The sequence below is a fragment of the Mycolicibacterium frederiksbergense genome (assembly GCF_012223425.1).
Taxonomy (GTDB): domain Bacteria; phylum Actinomycetota; class Actinomycetes; order Mycobacteriales; family Mycobacteriaceae; genus Mycobacterium; species Mycobacterium frederiksbergense.
Genome location: NZ_CP038799.1, coordinates 358,236 through 380,588, shown reverse-complemented (window position 1 = coordinate 380,588; position 22,353 = coordinate 358,236). Strand labels below are relative to the sequence as shown.

19 protein-coding genes and 2 pseudogenes are annotated in these 22,353 nt (G+C 66.6%); 11 read left to right on the top strand and 10 right to left on the bottom strand.

The annotated features are described in order from the left end of the window. Nucleotides 1-115 precede the first annotated feature (115 nt). Nucleotides 116-1,708: a DUF222 domain-containing protein gene (locus EXE63_RS04895; protein ID WP_168141044.1), complete on the top strand. Its 1,593-nt coding sequence runs from the start codon at nt 116-118 to the stop codon at nt 1,706-1,708. A gap of 38 nt (nt 1,709-1,746) precedes the next feature. Continuing rightward, the gene (locus EXE63_RS04890) at nt 1,747-2,934 is read left to right on the top strand and encodes a CaiB/BaiF CoA transferase family protein (protein ID WP_168141043.1); all 1,188 of its coding nucleotides are present in this window, start codon (nt 1,747-1,749) and stop codon (nt 2,932-2,934) included. A 1-nt stretch (nt 2,935) separates the two neighbouring features. Here EXE63_RS04890 and EXE63_RS04885 read toward each other — a convergent pair whose 3' ends face one another. The 7 genes from EXE63_RS04885 to EXE63_RS04855 are packed head-to-tail and all read right to left on the bottom strand — an operon-like array spanning nt 2,936 to nt 10,074. Further along, complete coding sequence (locus EXE63_RS04885; protein WP_168141042.1) at nt 2,936-3,328, bottom strand: PaaI family thioesterase; 393 nt, start codon at nt 3,326-3,328, stop codon at nt 2,936-2,938. Next, nucleotides 3,325-4,773: a class I adenylate-forming enzyme family protein gene (locus EXE63_RS04880; protein ID WP_168141041.1), complete on the bottom strand. Its 1,449-nt coding sequence runs from the start codon at nt 4,771-4,773 to the stop codon at nt 3,325-3,327. Before EXE63_RS04880 ends, EXE63_RS04885 begins: the two co-directional genes overlap by 4 nt. Next, complete coding sequence (locus EXE63_RS04875) at nt 4,766-6,205, bottom strand: class I adenylate-forming enzyme family protein (protein ID WP_168141040.1); 1,440 nt, start codon at nt 6,203-6,205, stop codon at nt 4,766-4,768. Before EXE63_RS04875 ends, EXE63_RS04880 begins: the two co-directional genes overlap by 8 nt. Next, the gene (locus tag EXE63_RS04870) at nt 6,198-7,664 is read right to left on the bottom strand and encodes a class I adenylate-forming enzyme family protein (RefSeq protein WP_168141039.1); all 1,467 of its coding nucleotides are present in this window, start codon (nt 7,662-7,664) and stop codon (nt 6,198-6,200) included. Before EXE63_RS04870 ends, EXE63_RS04875 begins: the two co-directional genes overlap by 8 nt. Beyond that, nucleotides 7,664-8,437, bottom strand: a complete 774-nt coding sequence (locus tag EXE63_RS04865; RefSeq protein WP_168141038.1) for an enoyl-CoA hydratase/isomerase family protein — start codon at nt 8,435-8,437, stop codon at nt 7,664-7,666. Before EXE63_RS04865 ends, EXE63_RS04870 begins: the two co-directional genes overlap by 1 nt. Before the next feature lie 31 nt (nt 8,438-8,468). Beyond that, complete coding sequence (locus EXE63_RS04860; RefSeq protein WP_168141037.1) at nt 8,469-9,269, bottom strand: enoyl-CoA hydratase/isomerase family protein; 801 nt, start codon at nt 9,267-9,269, stop codon at nt 8,469-8,471. A gap of 10 nt (nt 9,270-9,279) precedes the next feature. Then, nucleotides 9,280-10,074, bottom strand: coding sequence for an enoyl-CoA hydratase/isomerase family protein (locus tag EXE63_RS04855; RefSeq protein ID WP_168141036.1), 795 nt, complete (start codon nt 10,072-10,074; stop codon nt 9,280-9,282). A 91-nt stretch (nt 10,075-10,165) separates the two neighbouring features. On the opposite strand from EXE63_RS04855, the gene EXE63_RS04850 reads away from it, so the two are divergent. From EXE63_RS04850 to EXE63_RS04840, 3 genes are all read left to right on the top strand, one after another. Beyond that, nucleotides 10,166-10,924: a FadR/GntR family transcriptional regulator gene (locus tag EXE63_RS04850; protein WP_168141035.1), complete on the top strand. Its 759-nt coding sequence runs from the start codon at nt 10,166-10,168 to the stop codon at nt 10,922-10,924. Then, on the top strand, nt 10,917-11,816 hold the full coding sequence (locus tag EXE63_RS04845) for an enoyl-CoA hydratase/isomerase family protein (protein WP_168141034.1): 900 nt from the start codon (nt 10,917-10,919) through the stop codon (nt 11,814-11,816). Before EXE63_RS04850 ends, EXE63_RS04845 begins: the two co-directional genes overlap by 8 nt. Before the next feature lie 74 nt (nt 11,817-11,890). Further along, nucleotides 11,891-13,066 carry a thiolase family protein gene (locus EXE63_RS04840; RefSeq protein ID WP_168141033.1) on the top strand — a complete coding sequence of 392 codons (1,176 nt, stop codon included), beginning with the start codon at nt 11,891-11,893 and terminating at the stop codon, nt 13,064-13,066. An 8-nt stretch (nt 13,067-13,074) separates the two neighbouring features. Here the strand turns inward: EXE63_RS04840 and EXE63_RS04835 are convergent, their stop codons facing one another. Continuing rightward, the gene (locus EXE63_RS04835) at nt 13,075-13,821 is read right to left on the bottom strand and encodes a TetR/AcrR family transcriptional regulator (protein ID WP_168141032.1); all 747 of its coding nucleotides are present in this window, start codon (nt 13,819-13,821) and stop codon (nt 13,075-13,077) included. A gap of 212 nt (nt 13,822-14,033) precedes the next feature. Here EXE63_RS04835 and EXE63_RS04830 point away from each other — a divergent pair, with 212 nt between their 5' ends. Next, nucleotides 14,034-14,795, top strand: a complete 762-nt coding sequence (locus EXE63_RS04830; protein WP_168141031.1) for a crotonase/enoyl-CoA hydratase family protein — start codon at nt 14,034-14,036, stop codon at nt 14,793-14,795. Here EXE63_RS04830 and EXE63_RS04825 read toward each other — a convergent pair. Further along, nucleotides 14,792-15,689, bottom strand: a protein-coding gene (locus tag EXE63_RS04825; RefSeq protein ID WP_372451606.1) for an IS5 family transposase whose coding sequence is annotated in 2 segments (ribosomal slippage) — nt 14,792-15,304 and nt 15,306-15,689 — 897 coding nt in all. Because the reading frame shifts where the segments join, the coding sequence is not laid out codon by codon here. The two genes, EXE63_RS04830 and EXE63_RS04825, sit on opposite strands and share 4 nt — an antisense overlap. Nucleotides 15,690-15,735: 46 nt before the next feature. Further along, nucleotides 15,736-16,835: pseudogene (locus EXE63_RS04820) on the bottom strand (IS630 family transposase). 84 nt (nt 16,836-16,919) lie between these two features. Between EXE63_RS04820 and EXE63_RS04815 the strand changes: the two are divergent. The 5 genes and pseudogenes from EXE63_RS04815 to EXE63_RS04795 all read left to right on the top strand — a co-directional run bounded on the left by EXE63_RS04815 (nt 16,920) and on the right by EXE63_RS04795 (nt 22,353). Next, nucleotides 16,920-17,717 carry an SDR family NAD(P)-dependent oxidoreductase gene (locus tag EXE63_RS04815; RefSeq protein ID WP_168141030.1) on the top strand — a complete coding sequence of 266 codons (798 nt, stop codon included), beginning with the start codon at nt 16,920-16,922 and terminating at the stop codon, nt 17,715-17,717. A 100-nt stretch (nt 17,718-17,817) separates the two neighbouring features. Beyond that, nucleotides 17,818-18,637 (top strand): annotated as a pseudogene (locus EXE63_RS04810) (enoyl-CoA hydratase). A gap of 13 nt (nt 18,638-18,650) precedes the next feature. Further along, nucleotides 18,651-19,898: an amidohydrolase family protein gene (locus EXE63_RS04805; RefSeq protein ID WP_168141029.1), complete on the top strand. Its 1,248-nt coding sequence runs from the start codon at nt 18,651-18,653 to the stop codon at nt 19,896-19,898. Nucleotides 19,899-19,906: 8 nt separating this feature from the next. After that, a complete protein-coding gene (locus tag EXE63_RS04800) occupies nt 19,907-21,514 on the top strand; it encodes an acyl-CoA synthetase (protein ID WP_168141028.1) in 1,608 nt (535 codons plus the stop codon). After that, the gene (locus EXE63_RS04795) at nt 21,511-22,353 is read left to right on the top strand and encodes an amidohydrolase family protein (protein WP_168141027.1); all 843 of its coding nucleotides are present in this window, start codon (nt 21,511-21,513) and stop codon (nt 22,351-22,353) included. The genes EXE63_RS04800 and EXE63_RS04795 overlap by 4 nt, the downstream gene beginning before the upstream one ends.

The following is a 22,353-nucleotide window of genomic DNA, read 5'->3' as shown; positions in this document are numbered from 1 at the left end:
CGGCTTTCAGCGACTTTCGAGCGACAGGCCAGTCTCAGAAGTTTCTTTGGACCCATTGATCACACCGGTCACTTTTCTGGGCCGTTTTGTCGGTGGTCGCACGTATGTTCGAGTCATGAACAGTGACGTGGCCGGCGGCAGGGAAGCGGTGCAACACGCGCGCTCCGACCGTGCCGCGTCGGTCAAGGCGCTGCTGGACGCCGACTTCACGATGTTCGACACCGCGGAGCTGCTGGGCCTGTTGTCCGAGCGGGAGCAGCAGGCCCGCGCCGATACCGCGGTTGATCACCGGATCCTGGCCGCGCTGATGGACCGGGCCACCGCGCATGAGATCGGCGGGAAAACCTGGACCGACGTGCTGGCCACCCGCGACCGCCTCAGCGCCACCGAAGCCGGGCGGCGCATCACCGCGGCCCGCGACCTCGGGCCCCGGCACACCATGACCGGTGAGGTCCTGGAACCGGTGCTGGTGGCGTGCGCGGCCGCGCTGGCCGCCGGGGCCATCACCACCGGGCATATCGCGATCATCCGTGCCACGCTGAACAAGGCCTCGGCTCGCCTGGACGCCACCGCGCGCGGGCAGCTGGAAGCCACGCTGGTCGACATCGCCGCCACCAATACCCCCGAAACGTTGCAGAAGGCCGCCGATCACGCGCTGGCTCTGCTCAACCCCGACGGTGATGGCCCCGACCTGGCACCGCACCGGCGCGGGCTGAGCATCAGCGCCCAGGACGTCGACGGCATGGCCAAAGTGTCGGGTTGGGTGGATGCGGAGTTCGCCGCCTACCTGCGCACCATCCTGGAGGTCTGGGCGCGCCCCGGGATCAACAACCCCGACGATGTTCAGCCCCAACAGAATCCGGTGCCCAACCCGCTCGACGACGATCCCGCCGAACCCGACACCGAACCCGAACCCGAGTTCGACTTCGAATCCGAGTTCGAGGTCGAGGTCGAGGGTGAAACAGAGGCAGAGCCCGGATCAGCAGAGCCCGAATCGGAGGTTGAGCCCGAGACCGAGTCGGAGGTTCCCGGGCCCGCCGAGCCGCCGGTGAAGTGGGACCCCGACGAATTTCTGCGCGACCCGCGCACCCAGTCCCAACGCAACCACGACGCCATCAAGGCCGTCCTACGCGACACCCTGGCCTCCAAACGCCTCGGTCAGCACAACGGGCTGCCCGTCTCCGTGGTCGTCTCCACCACCCTCAAAGAGTTGGAGGCCGCCGCCGGGATCGCGGTCACCGGAGCGGGCACCCTGATGCCCATGCGTGATCTGATCCGGCTGGCCGAACACGCCCACCACTATTTGATCGTCTACCGGCACCACACCGCCGAACCGCTCTACATGGGCCGCTCGAAACGCTTGGCCACCAAGGCCCAACGCCTGCTGCTCTACCACCGCGACCGCGGCTGCACCCGGCCCGGCTGCACCCAAGCAGCATGTCGCTGCCAGGCCCACCACGCCAACCCCAGCTGGAACAACGGCGGACTCACCGACGCACCCGACCTCGGGCTGGGCTGCGGACCGGACAACCTGCTCGCCGAACTGGGCTGGACCAACACCATCGACCCCGTCACCGGCCGCGTGCACTGGCACCCACCACCACTGATGAACACCGGCGGCGACACCCTCAACCACCACTTCCACCCCGAAGAGCTCCTCCCGCCAGAGCTGCGACCGGGGCTGGATGACGAAGATCCCATACTGTAATACTTACAGTCGGATATTCGACGAAGGTGGGTTCAACCATGCCAGGCGTCCTCGACGGGATACGGGTACTCGACTACGGCCGATTCATCGCCGCGCCCTGGTGCAGTGCAATCCTGGCTGATATGGGTGCCGACGTCCTGCGCGTGGAGAAACGCGAGGGCGGCGAGGACCGGTGGGTCCAGGCCGTCGCCGACGGAGGTGAGGGCGGCACCTTCCTGCAGTGCAACCGCAACAAGCGTTCGCTGACCTTGGATTCCACGAGCGCGGAGGGCGCGGAGATCACCCGCCGGCTCGTGGCACGCGCCGATATCGTCGTCGCCAATATGCCGGCCGCCGGGATGCGGGCCAGCGGACTGGACTACGAGACGCTGCGCGCCGTCAAGCCGGACATCATCCTGGCCAGCGCCTCCGCCTACGGTGAAGGCGGCCCGTACAGCAACAAGGTCGGCTTCGATGGCGCCGGCCAGGTCATGTCGGGCGCGGTGTACCGGCAGGGACTGCCCGACCAACCCATCCGGACCGTGGTGCCCTACACCGACTTCGGCACCGCGCTCACCCTGACGATCGGTGTCATGATGGCGCTGTACCACCGGGACCGCACCGGGGAAGGCCAGCACGTCGAGGGTGCCCTGTTGCCGACAGCGCTGATGTTGTCCAACGCCTTCCTCATCGAGCGTGAACTGCTACAGACGGACAAGCCGCGGATGGGCAACAGGGGCGCGTCGGTCGCGCCCTGCGACCTGTACCGCACCGCGGACGACCAGTGGGTGCTCCTACAGGTGGCCGGTCAGCCGATGTTCAAACGATGGTGCCGTCTCATGGGCCGTGCGGAACTCTTCGACGACCCGCGCTTCGCCGACGACGACATCCGCTGGGAGAACGGCGATGTCCTCAACGACATCATGTCGCAGTGGTGTGCCGACAAGACGAAGGCCGAGGTCCTCGACCTCCTGGAGAAGGCGAAGATGCCCGCCGCGCCGCTGCATTCCACTCAGGAAGTGCTCGACGATCCGCACATCCAGGCCATGGGTTACCTGAAGCGGGTGCCCTTTCCCGGCGCCTCCCGCGATGTGCCGATCATCGAGACCCCGTTCCGGATGTCGGCGACACCCGGCAGCATCCGGCACCGCGCGCCACTGCTCGGCGAGCACACCGATGAGGTGCTCGGGGAGATCGGCTACGACGCCGCGCAGATCGCCGGATTGCGGTCCGACGCGATCGTCTGACTCAGCCTCGGGCCAGGATCTTGGCGAAGCTGACGGTCGCGATGACCGCCAGGTCATCGTCGGGGACCGAACTGATCTCCACCTGCACCACCATGGATCGCTTGCCGGAATGCACGATCCGTGCCACCGCCCGGGCCGCGCCGTAGGTGATCGGGCGCAGATATCGCAGGCTCAGATCGGATGTCACCACGCTGTGGCCGGGCGGGGCCTGCCGCATCGCCAGTTTGCCCGCGGCGGTATCGACCAGGGTGGCGAGTAGTCCGCCCTGCAACCCGCCGTTGGTGTTGACGACATGGGCGGCCACCGGTAGCTCGACGATGGCCTCGCCATCGGCGCCCGGCGCGTCCCGGTACCCGATGAGCTCGAACAGTTCGAAGATGTTGGACGCCGTCATTGTTGACTCCCTGCGATCATGTCGCGGATCCGTTTCTTGTCGGCCTTTCCTGTGGCCCCGAACGGCACCGCGTCCGAGCTGTCCAGAACCAGCCAGTCCACCGGGACCTTGAAGGCGCTCAGTCGTTCTCTGGCCGCGGCACGCAACTCGTCGACCGTCAGGCTCGTCACCACGGCAGCCGCGACCCGGCCGGCGAGATCGACCACGAACGCCGCTCGCACTCCGGGGATCGCCCGCAGCGCACGCTCCACCTCGCTGGGGTACACCGTCGCCCCACTGACCTTGAACATGTCATCGGATCGGCCGCGGTAGAACAGGAAGCCATCCTCGTCGAGAAGCCCGAGATCGCCGGTGGGGTAGTACCCGTCCGGAGTGAACACCTCCTCGCGGCTGCGTCGGCAGATCCCGCGCAGCACGTGGGGTCCACGGATCTGGATCTGGCCGACCTCGCCTGCGGGCAGCCGCTCACCCGTTTCGATATCGGTGATCCGCACATCCATCCCGGCGAACGGCTTGCCGCAACTGCCCCAGGCAGATTCGGGCATGTCGGTGTCGGCGGGGTAACCGCTGTACGGCCCGAACGACTCCGTCATCCCGAACAGCGACGCCCGCGCCCCCGGTGCCGAGCGCCGCTCGGCCGGCAACAACGCATCCAGACTGCCCACCGCAAGATCGGGCAACGGCTCCGACAGGCAACGAGCCAGTGCGGCCGCCTGCTCGGGCCAGCCCCGAAACAGCGTGACCCGTTCGCGGCGAAGCAACTCCAGCGTGGATGCCGGCTGTGGGATCGGCTCGGTCACCAGGGTGGCGCCCGCCAGCAGCGCCGACAGGATCCCGGCCCCGAAACCGCCCACCCAGAAGAACGGCATCGGCAGATACAGCCGGGTGTCCTCGGTGATGAGGCGTGCAGCCAGCCCGGAACGCACCGCGGCGAGCGCACCGCCGTGGGAGTGCCGAACACCCTTCGGTGGCCCACTGCTGCCCGAGGTGAACATGATGATCAGCGGATCGGCCGGACGCACGGGCGGAAACGGCCTGGTGCCGCGCAACGTCAGCACCTCGCCCGGCGTCCAGGTCCGGCGCAAGGATGCCACCGGCCCCGGTGCGTAGCGTCGCCCGCGGAACTCCTCGACGGCTATCAGGTGCTGCACCGATGCCGTCCGCAGCTGCTCGGTGAGTTCGGGTGCGGTGAGAAGTGTGCTCAGCGGCACCAGCACGGCGCCGATCCTGGTGACGGCCAGCGCGATGCGCACCCAGTCGGCGCTGTTGGGCATGATCAGCCCGACCCGGGTGCCCTTTCCGATCCCGGCGTCGAGCAAACCCGAGGCCAACGAGGCTGTGCTCGAAGCGAGTTCGGCGTAGCTGATCCGGGTGCCGGGATCGATGACCATCGGCTTGCTCTCATCGGCCCGTGCGCGGATCAGGTCATCGATGGTGTCAGTCATCGAACAACCGCACCAACCCGGGCAGATCGACCTTGCCGCTGGACAGCATCGGAAGGTCGGCGGGCGGGCAGACCGCGAACCGCCGGGGCACCTTGTAGGCCGACAACGTGACCCGCAATGCCCGGCGCAGCGCTTCGGTGTCGACCGGACCATCGCTGACGATGACCGCCGCCACCGTCTGGCCGCGCAGCGGGTCGGGTAGGCCCAGCACGTGGCCGACGAATCCCTGCGCCGCAAGGCCCTTCTGCACCTCGCCGGGAGTGACGTTGGCGCCACCGGTCTTGATCATCGCGCCGGCCCGGGTCAGAAAGTAGAAGTAGCCGTCGTCGTCGACGCGCACCAGATCGCCGGTGTGAAACCAGCCGTCGGCGTCGAAGCAGTCCTCGCGGCTGCGTCCGTAGTAGCCCTGCATGACGTACGGCCCGCGGATGCAGAGTTCGCCGGTGTCGAGCACCTTGGTCTCGAACCCCGGAGCGGGACGGCCGAAGCTGCCGCGCCGGCGCTCGGGCTGATCCGACTCGTCGCCGTCGATCAACAGCACGCTGCCGGCCTCGGTCATCCCCAGCATGTTGTGCCGCAACTCGGGATCGGCCGGACGGGCATCCGGCGCCATGATCGGGTACAGATTGCCTCGGCGCAGCGCCGACAGGTCGCGGTCGACGAAACTGGGATGACGGGTCAGATGCGCGATACCCGCGGCGAAGCCATTGGTGACATTGGGGCGCACCGCCTCCAGCAGATCCAACGTTGCGCCCGCATCGTCGGCATTCGAGCAGACCAGCGTGGACCCGGCCACGATGGTGGCGAGCAGGCCGAACGCGAAACCGCCGATCCAGAAGACCGGCGAATTGCAGAACAAGATGTCGGACGCACCGAGCCCGCGGATCTCGTTGAGATTGCGTTGGTGCCCGAGCAGCCCGGCGTGGGTGTGCACGGCGCCCTTGGGCGGGCCGGTCGAACCCGAGGTGTAGACGATCGCGAACGCATCGGAGCCGTCGACATCGGCTTCCAGTCCGGACAGGTCCGGTTGGGTCGCCGAAGGTGGATCGAACAGCACGTGGCGCAGGCAGGGCGCGTCGATCTCGGCGAGCTGCCTCCGGTAGTCGTGCCGACGGAAAAAGCTTGTTGCCAAGAGGATTTCGGTATCGCTGTCCACGAGCTGGCTCTCCAGCTCTGCGGCGGTCTGAAAGGTGGAGAACGGGATCACCACCGCACCGATGCGGGCGGCCGCCAGCATCCCCACCACGAAGTCGGCCCCGTTGGGGTACAGCAGCCCGACGTGGGTGCCCTTGCCGGCGCCCAGCGCAACGAGGCCACGCGCGAGGTCTGCGGACCGGATATCTGCCTCGGCGTAGGTGAGCCGTTCGTCGTCGCAGATCAGCAGGGGATGGTCCGCTCGGCGGCGGATCAGGTCGACCAGCGAATCAGACATCGGGGGCGAGCGGAGCGACGGAATGTGTGCCGGCCTTGAAATGCTCTCGTACCGCCCCGAGATCGGCCTTGCCGGACGGGGTGCGCGGAATCATCTCGACGATGGCGATGTCGGTGGGGATTTCGTAGCGAGCCAGCCGAGTGGCCAGGTATTCGGACAGCTCGTCCGCGGTGGCCTGGCCGTGTAATTCGACCATGGCGACCGGGGTTTCGCCGAGACGTTCATCGGCTCGGCCGATGACCGCAGCGCCGCGCACCGCGGGGTGGCTCTCCAGCGCGGTGCGCACATCGTCGGGCATCACCTTGAAGCCGCCCCGGATGATGGCCTGGTCGGCGCGGCCGAGGATCCACACGAATCCGTCGGCGTCGATGCGCGCGAGGTCGGTGGTGCGGATCCAGTCCGCAGAAGACATCTGGGCGGGAATGACCTCCAACAGCCCTTCCTCGTCCGGGCCGAGGACGTGACCCGCCTCGTCGACCACCCGCAGTTGCGCGCCGGGATTGGCGCGCCCCACGCTGCCGCGCTTGGACTGCCAGTGCTGCTGGTGATCGGCCAAGGTCCAGCCGGCCACACCCCCGCCGAATTCGGTCGCCGCATAGGAGGTCAGCACCGGGATGCCGAACTTGGCGCTGAAGGCGTCGGCGTCGTCGGCGGACAACGGGGCGGTGCCCGAGGTGACCGCGCGTACGCCGGTCAGATCGTCGCGGGTGAGTTCGGAGTGCAACACCATCCGCAGCGCGGCCGGCACCAGCGACACCGCGCGGGGTTGATGCTCGCGCACCGCGTCGGCCCAGCGCTGCAGGTCGAACTTGGGCAGCAGCACGAACGGCCGGGCCTCGCTGATACACAGCAGGATCCGGAACACCCCGCCGACGTGTACCAGCGGGGAGTTCACGATCGCCACCCCGCGTCGCAGCTCGGCGGGCGCCTGCCACGGCTGGCGTCCCATCACGCTGCGGGCGAGCATGTCGTAGGTGAGGTCGACCCGTTTGGGCGGGCCGGTGGTGCCGCTGGTCAGCATCCACACCGCGACCCCCGGGCGTCGGGCGTCGTCGACGGTGGTGCCCAGCGCCTCGGTGGGGGCGGTGTCGAGATCGGAGATGGTGATCACCGTGCCGGTGAACGGCAGTGTCAGCAGGTTGGCGATATCGTCGGCCAGGCCAATGATCACCGGGAGCCCGAGCGCAGCGATATCGGCGCGGGTGCGGTCATCACCGCGCGACGGGTTGATGACCACGACGGTGCCGCCGGCCTCCAGCACGCCGAGCAGCGCGGCGACATGGACGGGCTGATTGCGCAGCATGATCCCGACCCGAACCGGACCGGTGAGCGCTCCGATGCGGCGCGCCAGCTGTGCGAGCTGCCCCCAGCTGGACCACCGACCGTCGTACTGCAGTGCCGGTGCTGACGGATCCAGGTCCAGGACGGTGCCGATCCGTTGCGAAAGCGGATGGGACATCAACGGATCCGTGGCGCGGTCTTGGGGGCCGGTTGTGCGGCGAGCTCGTCCTTGGCGATCGGGTTGCCCAGCCGGGTGTAGATCAGACCGTGGTCCATCGCGGCCCGGTATGGCTTGTCCAGTGACTCCCAGATGGCTTTGACGGTGCCCTGGGTCGCGGTCGGCGGCTTCGCGGCGATGCTGGTGGCGATCTCATCGGCCCGGCGCCACAACGCCTCTCGGGGCACCACCTCGGTGACCAGCCCGATCCGCAGCGCAGTCTCGGCGCTCACCCGTTCGTCGTTACCCATCAACGCCATCCGCAGGGTGTCGCCCAGACCGATACGGCGCATCAGTCCGATCGGCTCCAGCGCCGACACCAGCCCGGCACTGACATGGGAGTCGAAGAAGGTTGCCTCCTGCGAACAGATCACCACGTCGGACTCGTTGACGAAGTAGAGCGCACCCGCGGTGCACATGCCCTGCACCGCGCAGACCACCGGCTTCCACATCTTCTGCCATTTCGGGCTGAGCAGCTCGCCCGGATCCTCGTGGTTCCAGACGATCTTGGGCTGTCCGTAACTGGATTTCACGTCCAGCCCTGCGCTGAAAGCCCGGTCGCCGGCGGCGCGCAACACCACCGCGTGGATGGCTTCGTCATCCTTGATGGTGTGCCACGCGTCGCGCATCTCGTGGCACATGGCGCGGTTGAACGAGTTCAGTGCGTCGGGGCGGTTCAGCGTGATGGTGGCGACGTGGGTGTCGTGGTCGAAATCGAGCAGGATCGTGTCCATCAGGGCCGTCTGTTCTTCGCGCAAGCGCTCATCACCGGGCCTGCCAGTTGGGCTTGCGCTTCTCCACGAACGCGCGCGGTCCCTCCAGCGCATCCTCGGTTCGGGTGACCCGTTCCCGGAACGTCTCGGCCAGGATCTCACCTTCGTGCAACGGCAGGTCCAGTGTCTTGTGGATGGCCAGGCGGGTACCGCGCACCGCCAGCGGCGCATTGAGATTGACCGTGTCGGCGATCTCGTGCGCACGCGCCAGCAGCTTCTCGTGTTCGACGATCTCGGTGATCAGCCCGAGTTCGTAGGCCCGCTGCACCGTCATCCGCTCGTGCTTGCCCATCAGCGCCATCCGCAATGCCACCGACCGGGGCAGTGCCTTGGCCAGGCGCACCATCTCGCGCGCGGCGACCAGGCCGATGCTGACATGGGGGTCGAAGAAGGTGGCCGCCTCGGAGGCGATGACGATATCGCCGGTGGTCACCCAGTCCAGCCCTGCGCCGCAACAGATTCCGTTGACGGCGACGATGACGGGTTTGGTCATGGTGCGAAACGGTGGGGTGCCCTCCTGCGGGGCTTCCCACTGTTCGTAGGTGGACAGGTACGGGCGCTCGTTGAGCACCTTGCCGTCACCGGGGATCTCCTTGACATCGGCGCCCGTGCAGAACGCCCGCCCGGTGGCAGTGACGATCATCAGCCACACGTTGTCGTCGTCTTCGACCTGCTGGTAGGCCGCCCGCAGCTCGGTGATCATGTGCGGCGACAACGCATTGAGCGCGTCGGGCCGGTTCATGGTGATGGTGGCCGTGTGGCCGTCGACCTCGTATTTGATCGTGTCGTACATGAAATACCTTTCAGCGCCCGCGGAAGTCGGGGTCGCGGCGTTCCCGGAACGCGGCCAGTCCCTCTTTGAAATCGGCGGTGCGACAGGAGAGTTCGAGATTGGAGAGTTCGTGGTTCATGGACTGGGGCAGGGTGGCGTGCTGGCCGTAGGCGATGGCCTGTTTGGCCAGCCCGATCGCCACGGTGGGTCCACTGGAAAGTCGGGCCAGCAGCTCGTCGGCCGCGGTATCGAGCTCGTCGGGGGCCACCGCACTGTGGATCAGGCCCCAGTCGGCGGCGTCGGTGCCGTTGACCTTCTCTCCCAGCAACAGCATCCGCTTGGCGCGGGCCACCCCGGCGAGCCGGGGGAGCAGCCAGGTGGAACCCGAGTCGGGGCTGAAGCCGCGGGAGATGAACGGCTCCCAGAAGGCGGCACCGGTGTCGGCGACGGTGAAGTCCGCGGCCAGAGCCAGGTTGCAGCCCAGTCCGACGGCCCAACCGCGGACCGCGCAGACCACCGGCAGCTGGATGGTGGCGACGAGTTCGATCACCCGGTGCGCGGTGTGCGGGATGCGGCGGACGAGGTCGCCGGTGCGTGGACGGCCCTCGGCGCTGTTGGTGGACACCCAGTCCGCGCCGGTGCAGAAGTGTTCGCCGGCGCCGGTGATGAAGACGGCACGCAGTGAGTCATCGCTGGCGGCAGCGGTCAGGATGCCCACCAGGTCGTCGATCATCAGGTGGTCCAAGGAATTTCGTCGTGTCTGCCGGTCGAGCGTGATGCGCAGGACGGCATCCCTGCGGGAGGTGGTCACCGAACCGTCGCTCACCTGGCACCCGGCCTTTCCTCAGCTATACAGTTGACCATACAGTAGGCGATGCGGTTACTATCCTGTACAAGTTAGCAAGGAAAGGTCGTCGATGGAAGGACGCGCCCGGCGCATCCGGCAGCCACGGGTTGCCGAGATCGTCGCGTCCAAACTGCGCGACGACATCCTGTCCGGACGGCTGCGCGCCGGTGACATCCTGCCCACCCAGGAGACCCTGTTCTCCGAATTGGGCGTCAGCCCACCGGCGCTACGTGAGGCGATCCACCTGCTGGAGACCGATGGCCTGATCTCGGTGCGGCGCGGCAACATGGGCGGCGCGGTGGTGCAACTGCCGTCCGCGGAACGCACGGCGCAGATGATCGCCATGGTGCTGCAGACCCGCGCCGCCACGCCGGCCGATGTCAGCGGTGCGCTGCTGCACCTGGAGCCGATCTGTGCGGGCATGTGCGCGGCCCGTGCGGACCGGGCCACCGAGGTGGTGCCCCAGCTGCAGGCCGAAATCAACACTCAGACAGCGCAGTTCGACGATGCCGCGCAGTATGTGCGCAATGCCCGCCGGTTCCACGAAGTGCTGGTGGCGCGCTGTGGAAACGAGCCGATGATCCTGCTGATCGGCTCGCTGGAACTCATCTGGTCCACCCACGAGTCGCAGGTGTGGGGCGACGACATGAACGAGAAGACGATGCGCGCGGCGTTGCACGATCATCAGCGTCTGCTCGGTGCCATCTCCGAGGGCAACGTCACCCGCGCCACCACGCTGGCGGCCGATCATCTCACCGCGGCACGGCGGACCACGCTGGCCGCCGGCACTGATAAAACCATTGAAGCGAGGCTGATTTCGCATGACTGACGACCGGGTGCTCTTCGAGGTCGATGCGGATCACCGCATCGCCACCATCACTCTGAACAACCCGAAGCAGCGCAACTCCTATGACGCGGCCATGCGTGACGAGATTGCGCGCCACCTCGATACTGTGGCCGACGACGACGACATCACCGTGGTGCTGCTGCGTGGCGCCGAGGGGGTGTTCAGCACCGGCGCGGATATGAACAATGCCTACGGCTGGTACGGCGATGAGCGCTCGCGTGACGAGCAGAGTGCCGGCGCGAAGGAGACCTCACCCAAGAAATCCCGGCCCAGCCAGCGCCGCCGACTCACCGTGGACCGCAAGTCTTTCGACTTCTATCACAACTTCCTGGGTTTCCCGAAGGTCACCGTTGGCGAGATCGGTGGCTACGCGCTCGGCGGCGGATTCGAGATGGCGCTGATGACCGACATCTCGGTGATCGCCCGCGACACCAAGATCGGCATGCCCGCCACCCGCTTCCTCGGTCCGGCGCTGGGCAGCCTGCACATGTTCTTCCACCGGCTGGGTCCGGTGCTCGCGCGCCGCATGTTGCTCACCGGTGACATCATCGAGGCCGGCGCGGTGGAGCACCTCGGAATCTTCACCGACACCTGTGATGCCGACAAGCTCGCGGCCCGGGCCCGGTACTGGGCGCAGAAGGCCGCCAAGATGCCGGCCGACGGCGTCGTCATCGCCAAGGAGGCGTTCCGGTGGGTCGAGCAGAGCCAGGCGTACCAGGGCGAAGAGGTGGCCAGCTACATGTTCCACGCCTATGGGACCAACCTGCAGTTCTCCCCCGGGGAGTTCAACTTCGTCAAGACCCGCGCCCAGCACGGGACCAAGGAGGCGTTCCGGCTGCGTGACGAGCATTTCCACGTGCCCGAACCGCAGTAGCCAACCCCGCAACGGAGCGCCTACAGTGGGTGCTACGTTTACATAAACACTGGATATCGTAAAGGCGGAAAGACATGCCCCAACCCGTGATCGTCGGTGCCGCCCGCACCGCCATCGGCCGGTCCTTCAAGGGGACCCTGGTCAACACCCCGCCTGAGGTGCTGCTCGGCGCGGTCCTGCCCGAAGTGGTCCGGCGTGCAGGCATCGATCCGTCGGCCCTCGACGACATCATCATCGCCGAGTCGCATTACGGCGGCGGTGACCTCGCCCGGTACGTCGCGCTGCTGTCGGGTTACGAGAATGCGCCCGGGCAGGCGGTGAACCGGCACTGCGCGGGCAGCCTGACCGCCATCGGAAATGCGGCGGCCCAGATCGGCTCCGGCATGGAGCGCTCGCTGCTCGCCGGCGGTGTGCAGTCGCTGTCGATGACGCCGCTGATGAATCAGCGGATTCCCGGCCCGGAACTCAAGTTCGAGGAGCGCTGGCTGCCGCCCATCCACCCGGAGGCTCCGGATGCGCCCTCCCGGGACATGTCCATCACCGTGGGATGGAACACCGCGCAGTCCTACGGCCTGACCCGCGAGGAGCTCGACGCCTGGGCGGCGCGCTCCCACCAGCGCGCGGTCGCCGCGCAGGATGCGGGCAAGTTCCTCGATGAGATCGTGCCGCTCAAGGTGACCCAGCCCGACGGTTCGGTCATCGAGTTCAGCGTCGACGAGCATCCGCGGCGCGACACCACCGTGGAAAAGCTGGCCGGCCTCAAAGTCCTGCACCCGGAGATCGAAGGATTCTCCATCACCGCGGGCAACAGCAGTGGCACCAATGATGCTGCCGCTGCTGTCGCGTTGGTCGCCGACGACTACGCGGCCGCGGAGAATCTCAACGTGCTCGCCACGGTGCGGGCCTGGGGTTCGGTCGGCGTGCCCGCCAAGGACACCGGACTCGGCGGTGTGAAGGTGATCGGCAAGGTTCTCGACCGCGCCGGGCTCAAGCCCTCCGACGTGACGCTGTGGGAGATCAACGAGGCGTTCGCCTCGGTGCCCGTGGCGGCGGTGCGCGAGTATGGGCTCGACGAGGAACTCGTCAACTTCTCCGGCAGCGGCTGCAGCCTGGGCCATCCGATCGCCGCCTCCGGTGCCCGGATGGTCACCACCCTGATCTACGAACTGCAGCGTCGTGGCGGCGGTATCGGCGTGGCGGCGATGTGCGCCGGTGGCGGTCAGGGCGGCGGCCTGGTGATCGAGGTCTGAGGGCTGAGTTACCCGGCGGACTTGCCCCGGCCCTTCGGGGCCGGGGTTTTCGCTTTGCGGCCACTTTCGAGCCGGCGGCTCGCATGCTCCAGGATGCAGTCCAAGCCGAACTCGAAGTTGTTCTCGTCGGAGGCCCCGAAGCTGTGGCCCTCGCTGGTCACCCGCGCCAGTAACGGCGCGACCTCCGGATCGATGACCATCCTCTGGTCATAGGCGCCCGGCCCTTCTTCGCCCGTGTTCTTCTCCGCGAGGCGCTGCAACACGACCGAGCCCCGGACATGCAGCGTGACCGCCGAGTAGGTGTCGAAGGCATCTTCGGCGCTCAACCCGGCCTCGACCAGTCCGGAGATCGCCTTCTCCATCTCCAGCACACCGACTTTCGCGGCGCGCGGGCTCAGCGCGGCGCGGATGAGGATCAGATCGCAGAGGATCGGGTTGCCGGTGAAGGTCTTGCGCATGGTGCGAGCGTGGTTGCGCAGCGTTTCGCGCCAGTCCTTGGCCTCCACATACGGCGTGGCGAAGACGTACTCGCTGAGCGCGCGATCGGTCATCGCGTTGAGCAGGTCGTCCTTCTTGCGGAAATACCAATAGATGCTGGTGACGCCGACCCCCAGATGCTTACCGAGCAGCGGCATGCTGAGGTTGTCGATCCCGACCTGCTCGGCGAGTTCGAAGGCGCCCTTGATGATGTCGTCGGGGTTGATCGACCCGCGCTCGCGGCGCTGTCGCTTCTCGGCAACCGGTTGCTTCGCCACGGCGGGCACCTCTTTCGCGATCGATGCTGCGGTTCACTTTCCGGGGCCGGCCAGTGAACCGTCAAGCTTACCGGTAGCCATACCGTCGAGGCCGGTACGCACGTTCTCGGGTGGGTTATACGGCGCTCTCGTCCGGCTACCGTAATGAATATAGTAATGTTTTCCGGGATCCGACCCGCCCCATTTGTTCAGCTGAATGCGAGGACCCGAGAGTGGCCGATGAAATCTTGACCGAGCGCCGGGGCCGCACCCTGGTGATCACCATCAACCGGCCCGAGGCGCGCAACGCGTTCAATCTGCCGGTGGCACAAGGCCTCGCGGCCGCGATGGATGAGCTCGACGACAGCCCGGAGCTGTCGGTGGCGATCCTCACCGGTGCCGGCGGGAACTTCAGCGCCGGTATGGATCTGAAGGCCTTCGCTTCCGGCGAGCTGCCCTATGTCGAGGGCCGCGGTATCGGCTTCACCGAGCGACCGCCCCGCAAACCCGTCATCGCCGCCGTCGAGGGCTACGCACTTGCCGGCGGCACCGAGATGGTGCTGGCAACCGACCTCATCGTGGCGTCCCGGGAAGCGAAGTTCGGCATCCCCGAGGTCAAGCGTGGGCTGGTCGCCGGTGGCGGGGGACTGCTGCGGTTGCCACACCGGATCCCGTATCAGAAGGCGCTGGAACTCGCGCTCACCGGTGAGAACTTCACCGCGGAACAGGGTTTCGACTGGGGCTTCGTCAACAAGCTGACCGAACCCGGCGAGGCACTCGCGGGTGCGCTGGAACTCGCCGAGAAGATCACCGCCAACGGTCCGCTGGCGGTGGCGGCGACCAAGGAGATCATCGTCAAGTCCGGCGAGTGGAGCCGCAGCGAGATGTGGCAGAAGCAGAACGAGATCATGGGGCCGGTGTTCGGTTCCAAGGATGCGATCGAGGGTGCCACCGCGTTCGCCGAAAAGCGTAAGCCGAACTGGTCCGGCAGCTAGGCCGTGTCTGATAAATGCGGTAGCCAAAGTGTGATGGCCCTTAGGACTGCTCCGCCGCGGTAAACGATGGCGAGTTTGTCGTAGCGGGTGGCCAGACCGCGCCATTGCTTGACGACGTTGAAGTTGCGTTCGATGACGTTGCGGCCCTTGTAGTCTTCGGCATCGAAGGCTGGTGGTCGCCCGCCTTGGGTGCCACGACGTTTGCGGTGGCCGATCTGATCGGACGGTTCGGGAATGACTGCGACGATCCCTCGTCGTCGCAGCCGCTGTCGAGTCGCTCGGCTGGAATAGGCCTTGTCGCCACGCAGGCGATCAGGCCGCGTGCGTGGCCGCCCCCGACCGCAGCGCTCGACTTTCAGGTGGGCGAGCAAATGCTCCAGAACCGGTCCGTCGTTGGCTTGGCCAGCGCCCACGAGCACGACCAACGGTCGTCCGTGGCCGTCGACGAGGTGATGGATCTTGCTGGTCAGTCCGCCGCGGGAGCGGCCAATGCCGTGGTCAGGCGGCTCGCTGGCCAGATTTGTGTAATTCGACCCAGCCCCCTGTGTCACGGGTGATGTTCGTGGCATGTTGATGAGCACGGGCGATCGTGGAATCCACCGACACCGACCAATCGATGATCCCGGCTTCGTCGGCGGCAGCCAGCAACCGCGCCAACACCGCATCCCAGGTGCCCTCTGCGCTCATCCTTCGATGCCAGGTCCAGATCGTCTGCCACGGCCCAAACGCCTCGGGAACGTCGCGCCAGGCGATGCCGCACCGGTACCGGTAGATGATCCCCTCGAGCATCTGGCGGGCATCCCGAAAAGGCCTGCCCTTCTTACCTGTCCGAACAGGAAGAAGCTCTTCAATCAACGACCATTGAGCATCGGTGAGCAGCTGGAACCGTGACATGGCCTAAGTCTCAGCCGAAACACCCGAAACATTTGTCAGACACGCCCTAGTGGTCCGTCTGCGTATTGACCTGGTGGAGAGAGGCTCTGCCGCGTCGGACTTTGGTGATGATGTCCTCGGCGGGGCTTTCCAGATGAAGGGTTTGGGATCGGCGTTCCAATGGGTGGCCCAGGCGATGATGGCTTCGGAGAGTTCGGCGACGCTGGTGAAGGTTCCGCGGCGCAAACGTTTGTCGGTGAGTTCTTTGAACCATCGCTCGATCAGGTTCAGCCACGAGCTCGAGGTCGGGGTGGGATGCATGTGCCAGCGGCGACGATCCTTGTGCGCCAACCACTTCGCGATCTCAGGCGTGGAATGCGCTGACAGGTTATCCAGAACGACGTGTACAGAGAGTCCACGCGCGACGCTGGCGTCGATCTGCTTGAAGAACCGCAACACGTCCGCACCGGTGTGGCCTTTGCGCAGGTCGGTCAGGACCTCGCCGGTAGCGACGTTCATCGCGGCGAACAAGTCGATGGTGCCGTTGCGCTTGTAGTCATGGGTCATGGTTCCGGCGCGGCCGGCCTTCATCGGTAACGATGGTTGAGTACGGTCCAACGCCTGGCACTGGGTTTTCTCATCGAAGCTGAACACCACCGCCCGCGCGGGTGGATTCATGTACAGCCCAACGACATCGACCAGCTTCTCCTCAAACCGCGGATCGTTGCTGACCTTGAAGGTTTCGACCTTCCACGGCTTGAGCTTGTGATCGGCCCAGATCTTGGCCACCGAGTCCTTGCCGATCCCGACCCGGGCAGCCAACGTGCGGGTACTCCAATGCGTCGAGCCGTCGGCAGGTCGCCCCTGATGGGTCAGCCTCAATACTTCTTCGACCGTGCCCGCCGGCAGACTCGACTTACGTCCACGCCCTTTGGCGATCCGGCCCACCCCCTCGATCCCCTCCTGGGCGAACCTGGAACGCCAGCGCCGCACCGTGTCCGAGTCCACACCGCTGCGCCGCGCGATCTGCTCGTTAGCCACCCCGTCAGCAGCCCACAGCAGCGCCTGCGCCTGCACCACTTGCCGATGCGGCAACGACGTCGAGGCCGCCATCCGCTCCAACTCCGCACGCTGCGCATCACTGACCGGCAACGCGACAGCTGTCATAACAGGCATACTACAAACTACCAGATTAATTCACAGACAGACCACTAGCGGCAACGGAGCGACCTCGGGGAGTGATGTAGCTCGATGGATCTCGGATTCGCCGGTGCGGCAACCGTCGTCGTGGGCGGTGGCCGTGGCATGGGCTTCGCGACGGCGCAGTGCCTGGCCGACGACGGGGCCCGGGTGGCGATCGTCGGACGCTCGGCGGACGTGCTCGACGCCGCCGCGGCGGATCTGGCCCTGCGGGGGAGTCCGGACGCCGTGGCGATCGTCGCCGATATCGGTGACGATGCCGCGGTGCAGCGGGTATTCGCCGACCTGGGTGAACGCTGGGGCGGGGAGCTCAACGCGCTCATCAACACCGTCGGCCCCGGCGCGGCAGGCAACTTCGAAGAGCTGACCGACCGGCAGTGGCAGGAAGCCTTCGATGCGGGTCTGATGGGCATGGTGCGCTGCGTGCGGGCCGCACTTCCGTTGCTGCGCAGGGCGGAGTGGGCGCGCATCGTGAACTTCTCGGCACACTCGACGCAGCGGCAGAGCACCCGGCTGCCGGCCTACACCGCGGCCAAGGCGGCCGTGAACAGCGTCTCGAAGAACCTGTCGCTGCAGTTGGCGCCCGACGAGATCATGGTGAACGTGGTGTCCCCGGGCAGCATCTCCTCGGAGGCGCTGCTGGGCTGGGCCGATTCGGTGGGTGTGGACGGGGGCGACCCGTATGCGCTGATGTCGGCCATCGACGAGCACTTCGGTCATCCCGCCCACCTGCCGCGCGCCGGACTGACCAGTGAGATCGGGCCCGTCGCCGCCTTTTTGGCATCCAGGCGCAACTCGTACATGACGGGCGCCAACATCAATGTCGACGGCGGTAGCGACTTCATCTGATTTCGTCGAGTTTTCGCTGGTCGAAGCCCATCAGGGGTATTGCGGAATGCACTACCGATAGGTATACAGTAAGTATGCTTAAACGGGAGGTGGGTGACCGGTGACCGTCGCCGACAGTGTGGGTACAGAGGCTGTGCTCTACGAGGTCACCGCCGGTGGCGTCGCCGTCATCACGCTCAATCGCCCGGATCGGCTGAACTCCTGGGGACCGATATCTCCCGGGGGTCTACGCGGCCTTCGACCGCGCCGAGGCCGACGATGCGGTGCGGGCCATCGTACTGACCGGTACCGGCCGCGGATTCTGCGCCGGCGCCTACATGGGCGCCATGCAGGATCTCGGCGCGTCGATCAGTGGGGACACCGATGTCAGCAAGATCGTCGGTGAACGGCACCCGCACTTCCTGACCGCCCTGCACAAGCCGGTGATCGCGGCCATCAACGGTGCCTGCGTCGGTATCGGCCTGACACACGCGCTGATGTGCGATGTCCGGTTCGCGGCGGCCGGCGCCAAGTTCGCCACCGCCTTCCCGCGGCGCGGACTGATCGGCGAGTACGGCATCACCTGGATCCTGCCCCGATTGGCCGGATGGGGCGTGGCGGCGGACCTGCTGCTGTCCGGTCGCACCTTCCTCGCCGACGAGGCCGCCCAGCTCGGCCTGGTCAAACAGGTTGTGGCGCCCGAAGATCTGCTCCCCACCGCCCTGGCCTACGCCGAGGATCTGGCCCGGAACTGCTCACCGGCATCCATGGCGGTCATCAAGCGCCAGCTCTACGGCGATGCGAACGACGCGGTCACCGACGTGAGTGCGCGCGCGGAGACTCTCATGCACGAGTCCATGGTGCGACCCGACCTGGTCGAGGGCATCACCGCGTTCTTCGAGAAACGGCCGCCGAACTTCCCTGCACTGAAACAGCTTTGAAAGGTTGATCCACATGTCTGACACACCGGAGCGTCTGCCGTACCTGGCCGTCGACGTCGATAATCACTACTACGAGCCGATCGACGCCTTCACCCGGCACCTGCCCAAGGAGTTCAAGAGCCGCGGTGTGCAGATGGTGCAGGACGGCAAGCGCACGCTGGCGGTGTTCGGCGGGACGGTCAACCACTTCATTCCCAACCCCACCTTCGACCCGATCATCGAGCCGGGCTGCCTGGACCTGCTGTTCCGCGGCGAGATCCCCGACGGCGTCGATCCGGCGTCGTTGATGAAGGTCGACCGGCTCTCCGAGCATCCCGAATACCAGAACCGCGACGCCCGACTGCAGGTGCTCGATCGCCAGCACCTCGAAACCGTGTTCATGCTGCCGACGTTCGCCTGCGGTGTGGAGGAAGGCCTCAAGCACGATATCGAGGCCACCATGGCCTCGGTGCACGCCTTCAACCTGTGGCTGGACGAGGATTGGGGATTCGAGCGGCCCGACGGACGCTTCATCTCCGCACCGATCATCTCGCTGGCCGACCCCGTAAAGGCGGTCGAAGAGGCGGAATTCGTCATCGGGCGCGGTGCCAAACTGGTGTGCGTGCGCCCGGCGCCGGTGCCCGGGGTGGCGAGGCCGCGGTCGTTGGGTGACCCGTCGCACGACCCGGTCTGGGCGCGGCTGGCCGAGGCCGGCGTCGCGGTGGTCTTCCACCTGTCCGACTCCGGGTACATGGCGATCCCGGCGTTGTGGGGCGGGAGCGGGGTGTTCAAGGGATTCGGCAAACGCGACCCGCTGGACATGGTGATCATGGACGACCGCGCCATCCACGACACCATGGCCTCGATGATCGTGCACCAGGTGTTCACCCGGCACCCCACGCTGAAGGTCGCCAGCATCGAGAACGGCTCCTACTTCGTCCACCGGCTGATCAAGCGCCTCAAGAAGGCGGCCAACAATGCGCCGCACCACTTCAAGGAAGACCCGGTGGAACAGCTGCGCAACAACGTCTGGATCGCGCCGTACTACGAGGACGATGTGAAGTTGCTCGCGGCCACCATCGGGGTGGACAAGATCCTGTTCGGTTCGGACTGGCCGCACGGCGAGGGCCTGGCCGACCCGACCACGTTCACCGCCGATATCCCGCAGTTCCCCGAGTTCAGCCTCGAGGACACCCGGAAGGTGATGCGTGACAACGCACTCGAACTGCTCGGTGACGTCACCCGGGTTGCGCCCGGCGTCTCGCACCTGGTGTCGGCGTAGCCACCGCAATGACCGAATGGACCATCGGCGCCGTCATCGACGCCATCGCCGCGGCAGTGCCGGACCGGGAGATGACGGTGTGCGGGACGCGGCGCACCACCTTCGCCGAGGGCGCGGACCGGACCCGGCGGCTGGCCAACTTCCTGGCCGGGCGCGGACTCGGCGCACACCGCGAACGCGATGATCTGAACGGGTGGGAGTGCGGACAGGACCGCGTCGCGCTGATCATGCACAACGATCTGTATCCGGAGATGGTGATCGGGTGCCTGAAGGCCCGCACGGTGCCGGTCAACGTCAACTACTACTACTCGCCGGGTGAGGTCGCCGACCTGCTGGCCTACCTGCGGCCGCGGGCGATCATCTATCACCGCTCGCTGGGCGCCACGTTCGCTTCGGTACTGCAGGCCGATCTGCTGATCTCGGTCGACGACGGCGAAGGGGACGAATTTCCCGGTGCGGTGCGACTCGATGATGCGCTGGCCCAGAGCGATTCGAACTGTACGTCGGTGCCGTCGCCGGATGATGTGCTGATGATCTGTACCGGCGGCACCACCGGCCGACCCAAGGGTGTGCTCTGGCGCCAGGGCGACATCTACGTGTCCTCGATGAACGGGGCCGACCACGACGAGGTCGGCGAGATCCACGACAAGGTCGCCCATGCCGGGCCGCCGTGGTTCGCCGTCTCACCGCTGATGCACGCGGCCGGGTTGTGGACGGCGTTCTCCGGATTGCTGTCCGGGCAGACCGTCGTGCTGCACGACACCAAGCCGAAGTTCGACCCGCGTGCCGTGCTGGAAACCGCGGAGCGCGAGAAGGTCGGGCTGATGACCATGGTCGGTGACGCGTACGCCGCACCGCTGGTCGACGAACTCGGCAGGCGATCCTACGACCTGTCCTCGATGTTCGCCATCGGCACCGGCGGCGCCGCGACCAACCCGAAACATCAACGGGCACTGCTGGATCACATCCCGCAGATCACCATCATCAACGGTTTCGGCTCCTCGGAAACCGGCAACATGGGCTTCGGGCACACCCAGCGCCAGACCGACACCGCCGACACCTTCCAGCTGCGGCCCGGTGGTCTGGTCCTGGCCGAGGACTACACCCGCTTCCTGGAACCAGGGGAGGACGAGGTGGGCTGGGTGGCCCGCAACGGACGGATACCGCTGGGGTACTTCGACGACGCCGACGCCACCGCGAAGACGTTCCCGGTGGTCGGCGGCCAGCGGGTGGTCGTCTCCGGGGACCGCGCGGCGTTGGACTCCGATGGCAGCCTGCGGTTGTACGGACGGGACTCGCTGGTGGTGAACACCGGCGGGGAGAAGGTCTTCGTCGAGGAGGTCGAGGCGGCCCTGCGCGCGCACCCCGACGTGGTCGACGCCCTGGTGGTCGGTAGGCCCAGCGACCGGTGGGGCGAGGAGATCGTCGCGATCGTGGCGCTGCACCCGGACGCCACGGTGACCGCGGAGTTGTTGCGCGAGCACAGCTGCACGGTGCTGGCGCGTTTCAAGGCACCCAAGGATGTGTTGTTCGTCGAGCAGGTCCGCAGGCTCGGCAACGGCAAGGCCGACTACCGGTGGGCCAAGAATGTGGCGTCTGGAGAGGTGCGAGTGTGACGCACAGAGTGATCGACTGCCTGGCCAATGTGCACTTCGGTGAGACGGAGCAGCAGCCCACCTTCATGAAGAAGGTGCGTGACGACTATTTCAAGGGCCCGACGTCGATGTACGACCCGATCGACCTGGCGGCGCTGCTCGACGAGATGGACGCCCACGGGGTGCGCAAGGCGATTCTGATGGACTCGCTGGCCAAACCCTCGGTGACGGCTCGCACGTTCGTCGAGGCGCATCCGGAGCGGTTCGCGCTGGCGATGGGCGGAGTCAACCTGCTGCGGCCCATCCCGTCGCTGCGCGAACTGGCCGCCATCACCAAAGACCTACCGGTCGCCTATACCGTTGTCGGGCCCAGCTTCTGGGCCGACGGTCAATATCCGCCCAGCGACGCGGTCTACTACCCGCTCTACACCAAATGCGCAGAACTCGGGCTGCCGCTGTGCGTCAACACCGGCATGCCCGGCCCGCCGATCCCGGGTGAGGTGCAGAACCCGATCCACCTGGACCGGGTGTGCGTGCGGTTTCCCGAACTGAAGCTGTGCATGATCCACGGGGCGGACCCGTGGTGGGATATCGCGATCCGGATGCTGCTCAAGTACCAGAACCTGCGGCTGATGACCTCGGCGTGGTCACCGAAACGACTGCCGGACAGCCTGTTGCATTACATGCGTACGCGCGGCCCGAGCAAGATCATCTTCGCCTCGGACTATCCGGTGCTGCGGATGGAGCGCGTGGTGCCCGAGGCGCTGGCACTGGATCTGCCGGCCGAGGTGCTGGACAACTACCTCTACAACAACGCCGCCGAGTTCTTCTTCGGCGAAACCGGGAATCGGGAGAACTGA

Coding starts and splice junctions, on each gene's coding strand:
- EXE63_RS04895 (WP_168141044.1), top strand. CDS start 116: ATGAACAGTGACGTGGCCGGCGGCAGGGAAGCGGTGCAACACGCGCGC.
- EXE63_RS04890 (WP_168141043.1), top strand. CDS start 1,747: ATGCCAGGCGTCCTCGACGGGATACGGGTACTCGACTACGGCCGATTC.
- EXE63_RS04885 (WP_168141042.1), bottom strand. CDS start 3,328: ATGACGGCGTCCAACATCTTCGAACTGTTCGAGCTCATCGGGTACCGG.
- EXE63_RS04880 (WP_168141041.1), bottom strand. CDS start 4,773: ATGACTGACACCATCGATGACCTGATCCGCGCACGGGCCGATGAGAGC.
- EXE63_RS04875 (WP_168141040.1), bottom strand. CDS start 6,205: ATGTCTGATTCGCTGGTCGACCTGATCCGCCGCCGAGCGGACCATCCC.
- EXE63_RS04870 (WP_168141039.1), bottom strand. CDS start 7,664: ATGTCCCATCCGCTTTCGCAACGGATCGGCACCGTCCTGGACCTGGAT.
- EXE63_RS04865 (WP_168141038.1), bottom strand. CDS start 8,437: ATGGACACGATCCTGCTCGATTTCGACCACGACACCCACGTCGCCACC.
- EXE63_RS04860 (WP_168141037.1), bottom strand. CDS start 9,269: ATGTACGACACGATCAAATACGAGGTCGACGGCCACACGGCCACCATC.
- EXE63_RS04850 (WP_168141035.1), top strand. CDS start 10,166: ATGGAAGGACGCGCCCGGCGCATCCGGCAGCCACGGGTTGCCGAGATC.
- EXE63_RS04845 (WP_168141034.1), top strand. CDS start 10,917: ATGACTGACGACCGGGTGCTCTTCGAGGTCGATGCGGATCACCGCATC.
- EXE63_RS04840 (WP_168141033.1), top strand. CDS start 11,891: ATGCCCCAACCCGTGATCGTCGGTGCCGCCCGCACCGCCATCGGCCGG.
- EXE63_RS04815 (WP_168141030.1), top strand. CDS start 16,920: ATGGATCTCGGATTCGCCGGTGCGGCAACCGTCGTCGTGGGCGGTGGC.
- EXE63_RS04805 (WP_168141029.1), top strand. CDS start 18,651: ATGTCTGACACACCGGAGCGTCTGCCGTACCTGGCCGTCGACGTCGAT.
- EXE63_RS04800 (WP_168141028.1), top strand. CDS start 19,907: ATGACCGAATGGACCATCGGCGCCGTCATCGACGCCATCGCCGCGGCA.